Annotated in this window: 18 protein-coding genes, 1 other RNA gene and 1 riboswitch; of the genes, 15 read left to right on the forward strand and 4 right to left on the reverse strand. The window is 39.7% G+C overall.

Translation table 11 applies throughout. The features are described 5' to 3' along the window. Nucleotides 1–7: 7 nt before the first annotated feature. The 6 genes from HF078_RS19695 to HF078_RS19720 all read left to right on the forward strand — a co-directional run bounded on the left by HF078_RS19695 (nt 8) and on the right by HF078_RS19720 (nt 5,284). Nucleotides 8–505 (forward strand): lasso peptide biosynthesis B2 protein, encoded by a 498-nt coding sequence (locus tag HF078_RS19695; RefSeq protein WP_169292677.1) that lies wholly within the window; start codon nt 8–10, stop codon nt 503–505. Next, nucleotides 465–1,652 carry a nucleotidyltransferase family protein gene (locus HF078_RS19700; RefSeq protein ID WP_169292678.1) on the forward strand — a complete coding sequence of 396 codons (1,188 nt, stop codon included), beginning with the start codon at nt 465–467 and terminating at the stop codon, nt 1,650–1,652. The genes HF078_RS19695 and HF078_RS19700 overlap by 41 nt, the downstream gene beginning before the upstream one ends. 26 nt (nt 1,653–1,678) lie before the next feature. Further along, nucleotides 1,679–1,810, forward strand: coding sequence for a paeninodin family lasso peptide (locus HF078_RS19705; RefSeq protein ID WP_169292679.1), 132 nt, complete (start codon nt 1,679–1,681; stop codon nt 1,808–1,810). 72 nt (nt 1,811–1,882) lie between these two features. Further along, complete coding sequence (locus HF078_RS19710; RefSeq protein WP_169292680.1) at nt 1,883–2,479, forward strand: hypothetical protein; 597 nt, start codon at nt 1,883–1,885, stop codon at nt 2,477–2,479. Continuing rightward, complete coding sequence (locus HF078_RS19715; protein ID WP_169292681.1) at nt 2,476–4,272, forward strand: ABC transporter ATP-binding protein; 1,797 nt, start codon at nt 2,476–2,478, stop codon at nt 4,270–4,272. The genes HF078_RS19710 and HF078_RS19715 overlap by 4 nt, the downstream gene beginning before the upstream one ends. 40 nt (nt 4,273–4,312) lie before the next feature. After that, a complete protein-coding gene (locus HF078_RS19720) occupies nt 4,313–5,284 on the forward strand; it encodes a metallophosphoesterase (protein ID WP_169292682.1) in 972 nt (323 codons plus the stop codon). A 27-nt stretch (nt 5,285–5,311) separates the two neighbouring features. Here the strand turns inward: HF078_RS19720 and HF078_RS19725 are convergent, their stop codons facing one another. Next, complete coding sequence (locus tag HF078_RS19725) at nt 5,312–5,641, reverse strand: helix-turn-helix domain-containing protein (RefSeq protein ID WP_169292683.1); 330 nt, start codon at nt 5,639–5,641, stop codon at nt 5,312–5,314. Nucleotides 5,642–5,736: 95 nt separating this feature from the next. Continuing rightward, nucleotides 5,737–5,877 (reverse strand): anti-repressor SinI family protein, encoded by a 141-nt coding sequence (locus tag HF078_RS19730; RefSeq protein ID WP_169292684.1) that lies wholly within the window; start codon nt 5,875–5,877, stop codon nt 5,737–5,739. 28 nt (nt 5,878–5,905) lie between these two features. After that, nucleotides 5,906–6,007: riboswitch (cyclic di-GMP riboswitch) on the reverse strand. Nucleotides 6,008–6,458: 451 nt separating this feature from the next. Here HF078_RS19730 and HF078_RS19735 point away from each other — a divergent pair. From HF078_RS19735 to ssrA, 4 genes are all read left to right on the forward strand, one after another. Further along, nucleotides 6,459–7,199: an alpha/beta hydrolase gene (locus HF078_RS19735; RefSeq protein ID WP_169292859.1), complete on the forward strand. Its 741-nt coding sequence runs from the start codon at nt 6,459–6,461 to the stop codon at nt 7,197–7,199. Between the two features lie 208 nt (nt 7,200–7,407). Continuing rightward, complete coding sequence (rnr, locus tag HF078_RS19740) at nt 7,408–9,771, forward strand: ribonuclease R (RefSeq protein WP_169292685.1); 2,364 nt, start codon at nt 7,408–7,410, stop codon at nt 9,769–9,771. Nucleotides 9,772–9,890: 119 nt separating this feature from the next. Next, complete coding sequence (gene smpB / locus HF078_RS19745) at nt 9,891–10,358, forward strand: SsrA-binding protein SmpB (protein ID WP_060665428.1); 468 nt, start codon at nt 9,891–9,893, stop codon at nt 10,356–10,358. Between the two features lie 198 nt (nt 10,359–10,556). Continuing rightward, nucleotides 10,557–10,899: a transfer-messenger RNA gene (gene ssrA, locus HF078_RS19750) on the forward strand. A 502-nt stretch (nt 10,900–11,401) separates the two neighbouring features. Here the strand turns inward: ssrA and HF078_RS20985 are convergent. Beyond that, entirely contained in the window at nt 11,402–11,593 is a 192-nt protein-coding gene (locus HF078_RS20985; RefSeq protein WP_240951800.1) for a hypothetical protein, read from the reverse strand. A 121-nt stretch (nt 11,594–11,714) separates the two neighbouring features. On the opposite strand from HF078_RS20985, the gene HF078_RS19760 reads away from it, so the two are divergent. Both HF078_RS19760 and HF078_RS19765 read left to right on the forward strand, forming a co-directional pair. After that, nucleotides 11,715–12,446, forward strand: coding sequence for an SDR family NAD(P)-dependent oxidoreductase (locus HF078_RS19760; RefSeq protein WP_169292860.1), 732 nt, complete (start codon nt 11,715–11,717; stop codon nt 12,444–12,446). A 6-nt stretch (nt 12,447–12,452) separates the two neighbouring features. Next, nucleotides 12,453–12,761: a DUF962 domain-containing protein gene (locus HF078_RS19765; RefSeq protein WP_169292686.1), complete on the forward strand. Its 309-nt coding sequence runs from the start codon at nt 12,453–12,455 to the stop codon at nt 12,759–12,761. Nucleotides 12,762–12,992: 231 nt separating this feature from the next. Here the strand turns inward: HF078_RS19765 and HF078_RS19770 are convergent, their stop codons facing one another. Continuing rightward, the gene (locus HF078_RS19770; RefSeq protein WP_169292687.1) at nt 12,993–13,406 is read right to left on the reverse strand and encodes a VOC family protein; all 414 of its coding nucleotides are present in this window, start codon (nt 13,404–13,406) and stop codon (nt 12,993–12,995) included. A gap of 185 nt (nt 13,407–13,591) precedes the next feature. Between HF078_RS19770 and HF078_RS19775 the strand changes: the two genes are divergently transcribed. Genes HF078_RS19775 through HF078_RS19785 form a run of 3 tightly spaced genes read left to right on the forward strand, consistent with a single transcriptional unit; the run spans nt 13,592 to nt 17,042 of the window. After that, on the forward strand, nt 13,592–14,347 hold the full coding sequence (locus tag HF078_RS19775) for an alpha/beta hydrolase (protein ID WP_169292688.1): 756 nt from the start codon (nt 13,592–13,594) through the stop codon (nt 14,345–14,347). 11 nt (nt 14,348–14,358) lie between these two features. Beyond that, nucleotides 14,359–16,551, forward strand: a complete 2,193-nt coding sequence (locus HF078_RS19780; RefSeq protein ID WP_169292689.1) for an ABC transporter ATP-binding protein — start codon at nt 14,359–14,361, stop codon at nt 16,549–16,551. Continuing rightward, nucleotides 16,548–17,042 carry a DUF1854 domain-containing protein gene (locus HF078_RS19785; RefSeq protein ID WP_169292690.1) on the forward strand — a complete coding sequence of 165 codons (495 nt, stop codon included), beginning with the start codon at nt 16,548–16,550 and terminating at the stop codon, nt 17,040–17,042. The genes HF078_RS19780 and HF078_RS19785 overlap by 4 nt, the downstream gene beginning before the upstream one ends. Nucleotides 17,043–17,262: the final 220 nt, after the last annotated feature.

A 17,262-nucleotide genomic window follows, 5' to 3' on the forward strand; every position in this document is an offset into this window, starting at 1 on the left:
CCAAAACATGAGAAAACTGAAATTGTTATTGGAAGCGGACTGGAACACTAGGAGACTATTAGTAGAAACCTACTTCCGTTTAGCCTGGGCTCGCTACTTAAAAAGCGTTCCTTTTTCTACCGTAGCTCCATCTTTGGGTGCCAAGATGAGGGAGACGACTTTTGATAGACCTTCTTCAGAAGATCAGAGAGTGCTTGCGGCTGTATCCCAGGCTGTTCATATTATGAGTAAGTACACGTTCTGGGAAAGTCAGTGTCTGGTGAAGGCGATGGCGGCCATGAAGATGCTTGAAAAGAGAAACATTGAGACGACTTTGTACCTCGGTACGGGCAAGGACGAAAACGGGAAGCTAATTGCGCATGCATGGTTGAGATCAGGTCCGTTTTATATTACTGGTGCTGAGGTGATGAATCAGTTTACAGTTGTAGGAAAATTCGCCAAAACATTGGGAAGGGAGCAGCGAAGTGAAAAAAACGGATCTAAATTTAGAGAAAGTTCCTCATGAGCTGCTTTTTATCCTTCATGTAATAAAGGAAGAAAAAACAACAGCTTGGAGTGATCAATATGAGCAACTCCTAGAAAAGGTAAACTGGGAAGCATTCTTAAAGCTTGCCAAACACCATCGTCTCTTTCCTCTACTATATCAACAGCTGAAACAAATGGATAATTCCTCTGTACCCGATTATGTTTTACGTTATCTGAAGGCAATGTATCAGCAAAATACCTTTCAGATGATGCACCTTACTGCAGAAATGAACCATCTTAACCAGCAATTCCTAACAAAAGATATTCGAACGATTTTTTTAAAGGGCCCAGTACTTGCGCAAGAACTATATGGCGATATCTCTTTAAGAACATCCTGTGATTTGGATATTTTAATTCCTCTAGAAAACTTAGGTGAAGCAGAAGCGCTACTTATACAACTGGGTTATGAGAAGGATGATTATATTGAGACCATACTTGGGGACTGGACATGGCGGCATCACCACGTCACCTATTTTCATCGGGAAAAAGGAGTGAAGTGTGAGCTGCACTGGCGGTTGAACCCTGGTCCGGGATTTGAACCTGCATTCAATGACCTTTGGGATAGGAAGATGAAAAGTTCCCTTTTAAATCAGAGCGTGTATATGCTGGGGAATGAAGATCTATTCTTTTTTCTTGTGACTCACGGTGCTAGGCACGGATGGTCCAGGCTAAGATGGCTTGTGGACATATATCAACTATTACAACATGATATGAACTGGTCGCAATTAATCCATCTCTTTAGAAAATTGCACTACAACCGTGTAGGCGGTCAAGCACTATTTTTAACTAAGAATCTATTAAACACTAAATTACCACAAGAACTAAGTGGTTTAATGAACAATAAAAATCGTGTGTTAGCGCAGGATGCTATTTATTATTTGCGGTCAATGGTAAATTTACATACCGATCCTGTGCCTAAAGAGGTTTCTACTTATCATGCTAAGCATATGTTTGCCATGATGAGTACCCATCAGAAATGTTTGTATATGCTAAGCTGCTTATTTCCTTTCCCGGAAGACGCAGATACGATGCCATTACCTAAACCCCTACATATACTTTATATTCCATTAAGACCGATTTTATGGGTATGGAGAAAAAGCAGGAAACAAACGGTGTTAAAGGTTTAGTAGTAGAGAGAGGGGGTGACGAAACAATGAAATGTTGGACAAAGCCTGAGTTAGTAGTATTAGATGTAAAACATACAATGAAGGGTTGGAGTTGGAAACCACCTGTTCATGGGAATCCTGGTGATGATGATTGCGATCCGGTAGTTGGTGAAAGCTAATGGTTAACAATCAGCCCTTATACAAATTGTGTAAGGGCTATGAAAACTTTTTTTAGGACGGGTGGATTACAGATGTATGAACAAGTATTGAATAGAAAGCAATTTAAATCTTTCCAAAATGTATGGGAGCCAATTTGTAAGAAACAAAGGTGGCTGAACGACCCGTATGCTCCAGATGGAGTCAGATTTAATCTACTACTTCCCCAAGAAAAATTGTTTTTTGTTCTTAAAAAGAGAGAGGTTATAGGGACTGTTGAATTCTTGAAATTTAATCCGAAAAGCCCTTATTGTACCGTGGAGGGCCATAATAAATACAAGTTTTCCGTATTAGAGGAAATTGTAAATAATCAAGACAAGGTTTGGGAAATTGATAAGCTTTGCCTGAAAGAAGCGTATCAAGGAAGAATCTATTTTTCTTATTTTTTTCATGTCTTTCTAGATCATATCATTACTTATCAACCAAAATATTATATTGGTTTAATGGAGAAAAAATTTTATCTCATGATAAAAGCGAGGTTTGGGAGAGCAATTGAACTCAAGGAGGAAATTAAAGGTCCAGGAACATCGCTTATGGCGGTAATGTTTGATGTAGAAAGAGCAATGAAAGATTCGGTGAAAATGAAGGCATTGAGAAAGGTTTTAAATAATGAATTAGGAGGATTCAAATGAAGGAATTCCGCTATTTCCTCGCCAAAATTCATCATTATGCGGGAAAAATTTTGTATGTAAATATGATTTCCATGGTCATAATCAGCTTGCTTGACGGAGTGGGTTTATTGCTTCTTATACCTATGATAAATATGACTGGGGTAGTAAATCTTCATGCTAATGGAACTCCATTAGAAGATGTCCTTCAACTGCTAGGTGATTTTGTTGGAATATTAGGGCTGCCAGGAATTCTATGTGTATACATATTGATAGTAGTTGCTCACAATCTTGTTCACCGCCAGATTACTATTCGGAATGCCATCATTCAACAAGGATTTTTCAGACATTTACGTGTGACCACATATGAGGCATTTCTTTATGCTAATTGGGATTTTCTTACCAGAAATCGCAAATCCGATTTAATAAATTTTTTAACAACGGAAATTGCTCGAGCTAGTTCGGGGACAAATTCCTTTCTCCAATTTGTTGCTTCGCTCATTTTTACGGTTATCCAAATAGGGTTGGCATTTATGCTGTCGCCTACTATTACGAGCTTTGTCATATTAAGCGGTGTGTTTCTTGTTCTATTGAATCGAAAGTTTCTGAAATGGTCCATGGAATTAGGGAAGCGTAATTATAATTTAGGAAGAAGTTACTTGGCAGGAATTACAGATCAGATTAATGGTATTAAAGATATCAAGAGTAATACATTGGAAGACTCTAGAATGGATTGGTATAACAATATAACCAAGCGTATGCAGGACGAACAAATTGAATACACCAAACTGAAAACAAAGTCTCAATTGTATTACAAGATTGCCTCTGCTGTTTTGGTTGCTGTTTTTATTTATTTTGCAGTTATAATGTTTAATGCCCAGGTGGCACAGCTAATGCTCATCGTTGTAATCTTTTCCAGACTTTGGCCAAGAGTTGCAGGAATTCAAGGTTCACTAGAGCAACTAGCAATCACAATTCCAGCATTTCGAGCAATTATTGCTATTCAAAATGATTCCAAGCAGTCACGCGAATTTTCTGAAGTGAATAGAGATTATATCAAACCTTTGCAAGTTAAAAGAGGAGTAGATTGTAAAAAGATATTATTTCGCTACAATCCAGACCGGCCAGAGTTTGCTTTAAGTAATATAAATCTTCACATTCCAGCGAATAAGATGACTGCCGTTGTAGGTAAATCCGGAGCTGGAAAGAGTACGTTAATTGATTTATTAATGGGGCTAAACCAACCGGAATCTGGAACAATCTCTATTGATGGCGTCCCGCTTACCAAAAATAATCTTGTAGCTTTACGAAAGGCTATCAGCTATGTTCCACAAGATCCATTTCTGTTTAATACAACTATAAGAGAAAATTTACTGATAATGAAGCCAGATGCAACCGAAGATGAGATTTGGGAAGCTCTAAGCTTTGCTTCTGCAGCTGAGTTTGTCAAAAAACTCCCTAAGGGATTGGACTCTTTAATTGGTGATCGTGGAATTAAGCTATCAGGTGGCGAGTGTCAACGATTAGTATTAGCAAGAGCTATTCTTAGAAAACCTTCTATACTTTTCTTAGATGAAGCAACAAGTGCATTGGACACGGAAAATGAAACTCATATACAACAGGCTTTAGAATCCTTAAAGGGGAAGATGACAATTATTGTAATAGCACATCGTTTGTCTACTATTCGAAATGCAGATCAAGTGGTAGTGTTGGAAAATGGAGTTATTGTGCAAAAGGGAGAATATGGTCAGCTATCTGAAGAAAAACGAAGTGTATTTAGGAATCTGCTAAAAAGCCAAATGAGAGCAAGTTTTTGAGGTTTTCAGGAATCATATAAAAGTTAGAGAGCGGTTAAAAATGAAGAAAATAACTTGGAAAAAGGCGATATTAGTCCTTACAGTAATTTTGATTGTTTATGTTATTGTGGACAATAACCGGATTGAAATTATAAGCCAAGAGGTTGAAATAGACAACCTTTCTAAAAACCTTGAAGATTTTACAATATTACAAGTAACAGACCTTCACGAAAAACAGTTCGGAAGAAACCAGAAACGATTAATCAAAAAAATTAACTCGCTAGATTACGATGTCATTGTTTTCACTGGTGACATGCTTGATGATGAAGAGAGTGTAAATTATGCACCGTTTTTTAATTTAATTGAGGGCATAAATAATATGGAATATGCTTTCTTTGTGCCAGGTAATACTGATCCACAACCCTTCCTATTTAAAGGGAAAGAAATTAAAAAACATGATTTTATAGAAGAAATGGAGACAAGGGGAGTGAAACTTCTAGACACCAATTCTACGGTTGTTGTAGGTGAGGATATTGTACGATTTGTTTACTTTGAGAGTGCAATCATTAGTGCAAAAAGGATAGATGCATACAAGGAATCTATAGTTGATGAAAATTATCCTCCATTGGTTAGGTTAAGTATGAAAAATTACTATGACAACTTAGTGCTAGAGAAAGAAAAGACAGATTTATTAATCGCCCTTAATCATTATCCAGTAGCGGATCTTAGAATTGAAACAATTGAGAAAGATCCGTATTATCAAATGAGGGATTTTGACTTAATATTAGCTGGTCATTATCACGGAGGTCAGTATAGGATACCATTTCTAGGTGCATTTTTTGTACCAGAGGGATACTTTAAAAGAAACGGTTTTTTCCCTCCGCAAAACAGAGTAAAGGGACTCTGGGAATATAAAGGCATCAAACAATACGTAAGTACAGGCCTTGGCAGCAGTGATACAATTCCCTTTATGAAATTTCGTCTTTTTAATACACCAGAAATAAATGTAATAACGTTTGTTTCTAAACAATAAAAAAGTAAGTGCCACACTGTTTGGCACTTACTTTTTTGTATCCTGACTTATTTTCCATTTATTAAATTCAAGAAATTCTTTAAACTGTTCTTTTGTAACACCTGAGTCCATTGCTTCGCGTACGAGCATTGTCCATTCTTGGTCTACGTTTTCGCTGTTTTCATGATCGTGCAACAAAGTATTTACAGAAACGCCTAAGACAGAAGAGACTTTTTCCAAGAATTGTACAGAAGGATTGGATTGTAGGTTGCGTTCAATGGAACTTAAATACGATTTGGCAACACCAGCACGTTCTGCAAGTTCCGACATAGACATTTTACGCTGTTCTCTATATTTTTTAATTCGTTCCCCTATCATGGCTTTCACCTTCCTATCATGCTTATTATAGCATATAACGAAAGGATTGTTAGATATTTAGAACAAAAATTACAAGAATAATATAGCATCAGTAATCAGTTTGAAGAAATCTGCCCATTATTATGTAAAAAATCTCTGATTTCAGCAGAAGATATACCTAATTCAAGTGCACTCCCAATTAGTTCTATCCACTCCTTGTCTAAATTTTCTGTCATTTTAATTGATACTTTCTCCATCCTTTTCCCTCCTAAAATACTTGGTATTTCAGGCAGCCCAGCCATCTTAATTAGTAAAAGATATTCTTTTACAATCTTAGATCTGTTGACTTTGCGTCCTTGTCTTTCAACAAGTTTGCCTTTTACTGTTGTATCAATTTATTACTTGATATAACTTTAGTATTAATACGATTGTCCTTATCTTAACCTGTATATATTATAATTTAACTAATTATGGAATGTTGCTGATTAATGTCGAATAGGTTAAATTATTTTACAAAAATGCTTTCAGGAATAAAAGGTTTATTAAAGCTGATTTCAGGACTTGGATAGCGGTTTTTGAATAGTAAAAGGACCTATTTGGCTCCATTTAGAATAAAAACAAAAATATTATTTTTGTCGATTTTCTCCTACTAAACATTCATTTTTGGTATATCTTTATCAACTACCCCCTAAAACGTGATCACCCCTCCGAAGCAAGCTCTCTAAAAGCTATTCTGACTTCATTATGGTAAAATGTTCTTTTCGGACTAATCATATCTGATATTTAATAAAAAATAGCATACTATAAATACATGTGAAAGAAAGGATGTTCTGACGTGATGAAAGTGAAGCTGCCTAAGCCTTTTACGTTTGAAGGCGGAGATCGTGCGGTATTGATGTTACATGGATTTACAGGGAATTCAGCGGATGTGCGAATGATGGGCCGTTTTTTGGAGAAAAGAGGTTATACTTGCCATGCGCCACAGTATAAAGGGCATGGGGTGCCGCCGGAAGAATTGGTACATACTGGACCTGAGGATTGGTGGGAGGACGTGATGGAAGCCTACCAATTTTTAAAAGATAAAGGTTTTGAAAGCATTGCAGTTGTTGGCCTTTCATTGGGCGGGGTTTTCTCTCTAAAGTTAGGTTACACAGTTCCAGTGAAGGGTATTGTGCCTATGTGCGCGCCGATGTATATTAAGAGCGAAGAAATTATGTACCAAGGTGTGCTGGAATACGCTCGCGAATTTAAGCGCCGTGAAGGGAAAAGTGCGGAGCAGATGGAACAAGAAATGAAGGAGTTTGAAAGGACACCAATGGGTACATTGAAGGCATTGCAGGAATTGATTGCAGACGTGCGGAATAATGTAGACATGATCTATTCACCGACATTTGTCGTACAAGCCCGTCACGATAATATGATCAACACAGACAGTGCCAACATCATTTACAATGAAGTCGAATCGGACGATAAGAAAATTAAATGGTACGAAGAATCCGGCCACGTCATCACCCTCGATAAAGAACGAGAACAACTTCACCAAGACGTATACGAGTTTTTAGAGTCGCTTGATTGGTAATACTATTTGAAGAAGCTATTTAATGAAGTAACCTAGCTAGTGATTGGAGCAAAAGGCGAAGACTCCTGAGGGGGATAGCGCTAGGTGGAGACCCCGCAGGCTTGCCGAGGAGGCTCCAGCAGCGCCCCTAGGAAAGCGAAGCCATTTGCGGAAATCACTAGCGGTGTACTACAGTAATTTTAAAACCCGAAAAGGGGAGGGATATATAATGGAAGAAACAATTCAACAACATGTAGATAAACTACTTTCCTATATGAAAGAAGAAGCCTACAAACCACTAACAACACAAGAACTTGAACAGGCCTTTGGAATTAAGGACTCAGAGGAGTTCAAGGACTTTGTCAAAGCGTTAGTATATATGGAAGACCAAGGATTCGTTGTGAGAACGCGCAGCAATCGCTATGGCCTTCCAGAAAAAATGAATTTAATCAAAGGAAAAGTAATCGGTCACTCCAAAGGATTTGCATTTGTCATGCCGGAAGAGGCGGATATGGACGATGTATTCATTCCACCGAACGAGCTGAACAATGCCATGCACGGTGACATCGTTCTTGTGCGCGTTAGCAGGAAGGCTGCGGGTGATTCGCGACAAGAAGGAACGGTCATCCGAATTGTTGAACGTGGAGTTAAAGAGATTGTTGGTACATATACCGAAAGTAAGAACTTTGGTTTCGTTATTGCAGACGACAAAAAAATAGCCAATGATATCTTCATTCCGAAAAGTGCCAGCAATGGTGCAGTCGAAGGGCACAAGGTAGTAGTAAAATTGGTTACTTATCCGGAAGGCCGCCTCAGTGCGGAAGGAGAAGTCATCCGCATTCTTGGTCATAAAAATGACCCTGGTGTGGATATCTTGTCTGTTATCCATAAGCATGGCCTGCCTCAGGAGTTTCCGAGAGAGGTGTTGGACCAGGCGAACGCAACACCGGATGAAATTGACGAAAAAGATCTGGGTGATCGCCGAGACCTTCGCGATCAAGTTATCGTGACAATTGATGGAGCCGACGCAAAAGACCTTGATGACGCGGTAACCGTTACGAAACTAGACAACGGCAACTACAAGCTTGGCGTTCATATCGCAGATGTCACACATTATGTAACAGAAGGCTCACCAATTGATTTGGAAGCGCAGGAGCGTGGGACTAGTATTTATCTGGTAGACCGCGTAATCCCGATGATTCCTCATCGTCTGTCCAACGGAATTTGCTCGTTAAATCCTAAAGTGAACCGTCTTACTATGTCTTGTGAGATGGAACTTAATAATGTGGGAGAAGTCGTCAAACACGAGATTTTCCATAGTGTAATTAAAACAACAGAGCGTATGACATATACAGATGTAAATAAGATCCTAGTTGATAAAGACGAAGAAGTAACGTCTCGATACGAATCTTTGGTTCCGATGTTCCAGCTGATGGAGGAACTGGCTGCAGTCCTTCGCAAAAAGCGGATGACGCGTGGTGCCATCGATTTCGATTTCAAAGAGTCGAAGGTTATTGTAGATGAAGAAGGGGCGCCGAAAGATGTTGTCCTTCGAGAACGTTCCGTAGCCGAGCGCTTAATTGAAGAGTTCATGCTTGTTGCGAACGAAACGGTAGCTGAGCATTTCCACTGGATGAATGTGCCGTTCATCTATCGTGTCCATGAGGATCCAAAAGAAGAGAAATTGCAACGTTTCTTCGAATTCATCACAAACTTTGGGTATGTTGTGAAAGGAAAAGGAAATGAGATTCATCCGCGTGCGCTTCAGGAAGTGATTGAAGCAGTTCAAGGTAAGCCGGAGGAAATGGTAGTATCTACTGTCATGCTTCGTTCCATGAAACAGGCAAAATACGATGAGGAAAGCTTGGGACACTTTGGTTTATCCACAGAGTTCTATACCCATTTCACATCACCAATTCGTCGTTATCCTGATTTAATTGTTCATCGTTTGATTCGCACCTACCTGATTCAAAAGAAACTCGATGAAAAGACACAGGAGAAATGGAGCGACAAGCTACCTGAAATAGCCGAGCATTCCTCCAATATGGAACGCCGAGCGGTTGATGCAGAACGTGAAACGGATGAACTGAAAAAGTCCGAGTACATGCTTGATAAAATTGGGGAAGAATATGATGGCATCATTAGCTCTGTGACGAACTTCGGAATGTTCGTCGAGCTGCCGAATACAATTGAAGGTCTTGTCCATGTAAGCTATCTCACTGATGACTATTATCGCTACGATGAACGCCATTACGCGATGATTGGAGAGCGAACAGGGAAAGTCTACCGAATCGGTGACGAGATTACGATTCGTGTTATTAACGTAAACAAAGATGAGCGCTCCATCGACTTTGAGGTAGTAGGTATGAAGGGTACTCGTCGCCCAGATACGAAGAGTGCACCGCGTGTCATCCAAAGTGAACGCAAAAAGCCTGCCAAGGGCCGCAGCCAGAAACGTAAAGATGAAAGCAATATCGATGACTACACATTTGAAATAGGCTGGACAACGCAAGGTCCTGGCAAGAAGAAAAAGAAAAACAAGAAGTTCTTTGAGAATGCACCAAAACAGAAACGAAAAAAGAAAAAACGCTAAGCTTTTTCCATTCAAAGAAGGGTCTTTTTCACAAAGGAAGGCCCTTCTTTCTTGTAGAGGTCGGGTGGATTTGGTAAAATATTCACTACGCCTTATTAGAAAGAAAGGGGGAAACATTAATGCCAAAAGGGGAAGGCAAGGTCATTAGTACCAATAAGAAAGCCAATCATGACTATTTCATCGAGCAGACCTATGAAACAGGTATGGTCTTGCAAGGTACTGAAATTAAATCCATGCGAGCTGGTCGAGTAAATTTGAAGGATTCCTTTGCACGAGTGCAAAACGGCGAAGTGTTTTTGCATAACCTGCATATCAGTCCTTATGAGCAAGGAAACCGTTACAATCATGATCCGCTGCGTACTCGCAAGCTGCTTCTTCATCGTAAACAAATCAATCAGCTTATTGGTCTTACTAAAGAAGAGGGATATGCCTTGGTTCCTTTAAAAATCTATCTTAAAAACGGCTATGCCAAGCTATTGATAGGATTAGGAAAAGGTAAAAAGAAATACGACAAGCGTGAAGATTTGAAGAAGAAAGAAGCGAAACGTGATATAGAGAGAGCGTTCCGTGAACGTCAAAAGGAATAGTATAGTTTAATTTACAGTAACTTACAATTGCAAAGTGATCTGTATGTGCTATAATATAGTTGTCGCTGATAGACAGAGCGATGCATTGATAATTGAATAGCCAACACATTGGCTTGATTATCTTTCCCGTAGAAACCTCGTGTTTTTGCTCTTTGTTGATTTAAACTTCAACAGAGACATTTATTATCGAGGGGACGTTACGGATTCGACAGGGATAGTTCGAGCTTGGGTTGCGAGTCGGGGGGATCGTCCTCGTCATCAACGTCAACGCCAATAATAACTGGCAAAGAAAACAACAACTTCGCATTAGCTGCCTAATAACAGTCTGATGCGGTTCCTCCCTCCATCGCCCATGTGGTAGGATCAGGGACTCACTCTTAGTGGGCTACGCCGGAGATCGCCGTCTGAGGTCAAAGGAAGAGAATAACCAGACTAGCTGCCAGGATGCCAGTCAATAGGCGGAACGGTTAGCGAAATACTAATATATTGACTACACTCGTAGATGCTTAAGTGGCGATGTTTCTGGACGTGGGTTCGATTATTTATTAGTCGCCTTGCATGGTAACATGTAAGTGAAAATCTGGCTTTATCGGTGAAACCTAAGTCGTATTTCTTTTACGATAAGGCAATGCCGAGCGGTATGTGAAGTAATTCAACAGCCGTGTATCGACTCATAGGTTGCCACAATAGTGGTAATACTAGGATGTGGAACTGCTAGTTGCAATAGGAACTAAAAATCTTAGTCCGCATAATACGCCAGAGGACCTCAACTTGGAGGTTCAAGATATAGTCAGTGCCATGACGAAAGCATGGAATTGCACGTCCCACCGTCTCCATATTAAATAAACCGCACTTTTTAAAAGTGCGGTTTTTGCTTTTTATCTAAAGTTTAAAAATGTTTCTTCGAAAATAGCCTTTTTTACCCTTTCTTCCTCACTATACTTCCCATTTCTCATGGTTACTAATTCATAATTATCTAAAATGTATTTAGCTCTTCTCTTTTTTCATTAACTCTTAAGTAAGGATGTATATATTGGAGGATATTAAGTACAATAATTTTTCTTTCTTGTAACGGAGCCACCAGTTAAAAACTTTACATACTCTAATAATTCTATATCTGTTGAAGCAATAGTTATACAAGGACGTCTATATTCATTTTTATGTATGTTTGTTAATAGGATGCAGACTTCTCCATCTATAATACCGGAAAGATACGCAGCTTCATAATCTTTCATTTCTTCACCTACTTATTCTATAGTTTGTTAATATAAAGGGTATAAGAAAATGTGTATATTAAATTTAGTCTAGGGCTATCAAACAGTGATAAAATTTATACTAAGGAGATTAAAACCTATGATGAATTTCCAAAACAAAACCGTCATCGTCACCGGTGCAGCAAACGGAATAGGAAAAGGGATCGCTTCGGCATATATAAATGCAGGAGCAAATGTAGTGCTTGCAGACATGGATGAAACATCAGGACAGGCTTTTAAACAGCAGCTTGGGGAAAAAGCTCTTTTCGTTAAAACGGATGTCCGTAAAGAAGATGATATTCGACATCTGTTGACCAAAACCATGGAATACTTCCATCAAATTGATATCCTTATAAATAACGCCGGTGTATCCAGATTCACTCCACTTCAGGACCTGACAGTTGAAGCTTGGGATGATGTCATCAACACGAATCTGCGCAGTGTTTTTATTACTTCTAAAGAAGCATCAAAGTACATGAAAAGTGGCAGCTCTATCGTTAATATCGCCTCCACTAGGGCAACCATGTCAGAACCAAATTCTGAAGCATATGCAGCAACAAAGGGCGGGATTGTAGCGTTGACGCATGCGTTGGCAGCTTCCTTTAGTGAGTTGGATATCACGGTAAATGCTATTTCACCTGGATGGATTCAGAATGAAAATTATGAAGAGCTAAGAGATAAGGACCATTCACAACACATGTCCAATCGTGTCGGTAAACCGGAAGATATTGCAAAGGCTTGCTTGTACCTAACTGACTCTGAAAATAATTTTGTTAATGGCGAAAATATTACGGTGGATGGTGGGATGACAAAAAAGATGATTTATGAGGGATAACCTGATATGAAAAAAAAAGTGAAAAATGATTTGCTATTATATCAACAGGCACATGAGAACCCATGGAATCAGGTTCTGCATTATTTTGCTTTTCTAGCAGCTTTCCTGGCTTGGATCTTCTTATTAATTAATTGGCGGGTCAGCATAGTGCTGGCAATATTGCACTATGTTTTTTCTTGGATCGGCCACTTTTACTTTGAAAAAAATAAGCCAGCATCATTTAAGTATCCACTCGTTGGATTTTATGCCGGTTTTAGTTGGTTTTTCTTAAAAACATTTGAGCTAATTTCAGGTGAAAAGATTCTGCCCAAATGAACCTATACGCTTCGAGAACATCCATGGTTCTCGAAGCTTTTTTATAGGTTCTGTTAAACACCGCTGTTGATTTCCGCACTAGACTTCGCTTTCCTAGGGGGGGGGAGCCTCCTAGGCTTGCCCTACGGGGTCTCCCCTAAACGCAATCTCCCTCAGGAGTCTGCGCCTATCGCTCCAATCAACAGCTAGGTTGTTGTAAAAATCAACAGTATGCTTTAAAAGAGCCAAATGTTATTGTGGCTTTGTATAGTTCAAATCCCATTTCACACCAAAGGAATCTTGAACGCTTCCAAAACGTGCTCCCCAGAAGGTGTCTTGAAGCTCCATTAATACCTTTCCGTTTTCACTTAGGCGTGCGTAAAGGGTATCAATTTGCTCTTCGCTTTCCATCTCCAGCATGAGAGAAACGTTGCCGCCGATCTCTACTGTTTGACCCGGAAATGAATCTGATGCCATCAGTGTTAGGTTTCCTTTTTCAAAACGCGCGTGCATAACTAGGTTGTCCGCTTCAGGTGGCGTCGGGAAGTCAGCTTCTCCGAAGGTCTGGATGCTTTTTATTTCCCCTTCAAATACCTCTTTGTAAAACTCAAGTGCCTGTCTAGCGTTACCGTTAAAAGCTAAATAAGGTACAGCTTGATTCTTCATCTTCAACACTCCTTCTAAATGGATATGTACTTACTACTTAAGTATATTTTGTTCTAAGAGAAAAGTAAAGAACATACGTTCGACAAAATATTATTCCGCAAATAATTATTGAAAGCGAATTCACTACCTCGTATAATGAAAAAAGTCGAAACGTTTCAACAACTCATATAGGGGAAGTGAGAATCATGGCTAGAATTACATGCGATTTTTTTTCTGAAGCTTTGCAATGTTCAACATCCATGACGGTCTTATTACCACAGCCGAATTCACAAATAGGCGTATCAACAAAGATGAAACAAAAAAAGCACCCTACAATTTATTTACTGCACGGCCTTTCGGATGACCATACGATTTGGACAAGATTTACTTCCATTGAACGTTATGCCTCTGCGATGGGCTGGGCGATTGTAATGCCTGCTGCGGGGAGAAGTTTTTATACGGATATGGAGCATGGGTATGATTTTTACAAATTTGTTAGTGAAGAAGTTCCAACACTTGCTCAAAACTTTTTTCCACTGTCAGACAAGAGAGAGGAAAATTTTATTGCGGGCCTTTCTATGGGCGGTTATGGGGCGTTCAAAGTTGCGATGAAGAATCCGGATAAATTTGCAGCAGCAGCCAGCATGTCAGGTTCTGTGGACATTAATGAACGATTGCCTGCATTCCCGAGGGATTTCAAGTACATATTCGGCGATCGACCTATATTGGGAAGTGAGGATGACCTTTATCATCTTGCTTCACGAATTGGAGAAAAGGCACCAAAGTTATATCAGTGTTGCGGAACAGATGATCATAACTACGAGGCAAATATTCGTTTTAGGGATCATGCCATCCAAGCGGGGCTAGATCTTACCTTTTCCAATGGTCCCGGTGGCCATGATTGGGGATATTGGGACAAGCATATTGAGGATGTGTTGGCATTTTTTGAACAACAGCTTTAAAGGGGGACTATATGTCGTTTATTGAATCGTGTCACTTTCAGATACACATAGATGGGGAGTTATTATTTTTAGGAAAGACAGATATGAAGGATGACGGTCAGTTTGGGGAGAACTGGCTTGCTCATTCTGAAAAGGAAATTCAACTATTGTCTGACCGTGGAGAATTGTTAAAAAAGGTTAAGGTAAACGATGTTCGTTCCATTAAATTGGAGCGCTTTATCGGAGCTGGTGCATTAATAATTACTAGTGGAGATGACGAAATAAATGAGGTTCTTATTAGATGCTCCTCTTCTTATATGCAGAAATTTTCCATCGCGGAAAAGTTTATTAATTGTTTAGCGAAAAGTGAGCCAATTCCACAATTGTCAAAAAACGAACAGCCAAGGATTTGTCAGAAGTGTCAACGTCCATTCGAGGAAGGTACCGAAGTATGTTCAGTTTGTGTGGACAATAAAAAAGTGATTGGTAGAGTGTTAGATTTCACTAAGCCTTATCGTGGCAAAATGGTGCTTGTCGCTTTGTTTTTACTTGTTGCAACACTTTTAGAGCTCGCCCCTCCTTATTTGACGAAAATTATTGTGGATGATGTGTTAGAGCCAAAAGATTTGGGGAGCTCTTTGATTATCCTAGTAATCCTTCTTGGTGTAACAGGGTTAGTACTAACATTAATGCAATTTCTACAAGGTGTTTTGGGAGTTTGGATAGGAAGCCATATAATGGGCGATATGAGGAAGGAAATCTATGAAAACCTCATGCGCCTCTCTGTTAGTTATTTTGATCGAAGGCAGACTGCACAGTTTATCGCAAGGGTGAATAGTGATGCCGAATCAATCAGGCAGTTTCTAACCGACGGGGTTTTATATATTGTCAGTCAGCTGATGCTTTTACTTGCCATCATGGTCATGATGTTTAGTTTGGACTGGAAGTTGGCATTATTTGCGTTATTACCCTCCCCGGTTGTTTTACTATTCTCTATGATTATTTGGCCACGTGTGCAGCATCTTTGGTATAAGCAGTGGCAGTCCACTAACAAGTTGAACATGATTGTCGGTGATACTCTTCAAGGGATACGAGTGGTAAAAGCATTTGGTCAGGAAGGACAAGAGCAGGGGCGTTATATGGCGGGAAATCGTGCACTTGTAACTCAAACCTTTAAAACGGATGGCCTATGGCAAGGCGTATTCCCGTTGTTTTCCTTTATTACAGGTTCGGGTATGTTGTTGGTATGGTATTTTGGAGGATTGTCCGTTATTAGTGAAGATATTACGCTTGGTACTTTACTTGCATTTGTTGCGTATTTAGGGATGTTTTTTGGTCCGTTGCAGTGGTTCAATCAGATGATTAGCTGGGTGACAAGGGCCATTTCATCCGCTAATCGCATTTTTGAAATTATTGATACACCTTCTGAGGTTCCTGATAACCATAATGCTATCGTGCTAGAAAAAATGGACGGTCATGTTCAAATTGAAGGGGTGACCTTTGGATATGAAAAGCATCAACCAGTCATCAAAAATATTAATCTTGATGTGAAACCTGGTGAAATGATCGGGCTTGTCGGTCATTCCGGAGCTGGAAAATCTACTTTAATCAATTTAGTTACTCGCTTTTATGATCCAAATGAAGGAAGGATCTTATTAGACGGCGTCGACTTAAAGAATTTAAAGCAGGAACAGCTTCATCAGAGTATAGGAGTGGTTTTGCAGGAGACGTTTTTATTTGACGGAACCATATCTGAAAATATTGCCTATTCTAAGCAGGATGCGACACCGGAGGAAATAATGAGGGCCGCTAAAATCGCCAATGCCCATGAATTTGTGGTGATGATGGCAGATGGCTACGATACGAAGGTTGGGGAACGGGGACATCGATTATCTGGAGGTCAAAAGCAACGGATTGCCATCGCTAGGGCTATATTGCATGATCCTCGCATTCTTATTTTGGATGAAGCGACGGCTTCCGTTGATACAGAAACCGAGAGGAAGATTCAAGAAGCTATTGCAAGGCTGGTGAAAGGGCGAACTACCTTTGCCATTGCCCATCGCTTATCAACGCTGCGTAATGCTGATAGGCTTGTAGTTGTGGATAAAGGTGTTATCGCAGAAGTGGGAACACATGAAGAACTGCTCAAAGTAGAGGGAATCTATTATAAACTTGTGGAGGCGCAAAAAGAGCTATCACAAATAAAAGGAGTAGAAGTTGGATGAGTGAAGAATATGATATCACCTATTTTGACCCTCGAGAGGTAGAGTTCTTCTACGGCAATGGGACAATGATTCATTTTAGGCATAAGGGAACGGACTATTCGAATGTAGGTATCTTTCGCACCTTTCCTTTCTCAAAACCATACGAGTATATATCCATATGGAATGATGATACAGAGCTTGGAGTCATTAAGAGTGTAGATCCATTAGATGATGAAAGTAAAGCTGTACTGCGTAGGGAACTTCATGTTCGCTATGTGGTACCAGAGGTAAAAAGAATACAATCAATAAAAGAAGAACCAGGGCTCTGGATTTTTGAACTCCACACAGACAGAGGACCATTAAAACTCATGATGAGAAACATACACGAGCACCTTGACCTGCTTCCACCCAATCGAATCATTATCACCGATATGGACGGAAAACGCTGCGAAATTACAAATATAAAAGAACTAGACCTCCACAGCAGAAAAGAACTATCAAAAGTGATTTAATAAATATGTTTAATTGAAGTTGAATGTAGAATAATTGAGGCTTTCTAGCTGTTGATTGGAGCAAAAGGCGAAGACTCCTCGAAAATGCTACGCATTTTCTTCGTGCGATGTTTCGCTGTCGAAGCCTTCCTTGTCCTAAGGGAGATAGCGGTAGCTTGAGACCCCGCAGCGAAGCGAGGAGGCTCAAGCGCCGCCCCTAGGAAAGCGAAGCCATTTGCGG

This window comes from Bacillus sp. RO2 (genome assembly GCF_012911845.1).
Taxonomy (GTDB): Bacteria; Bacillota; Bacilli; order Bacillales; family Bacillaceae_I; genus Sutcliffiella_A.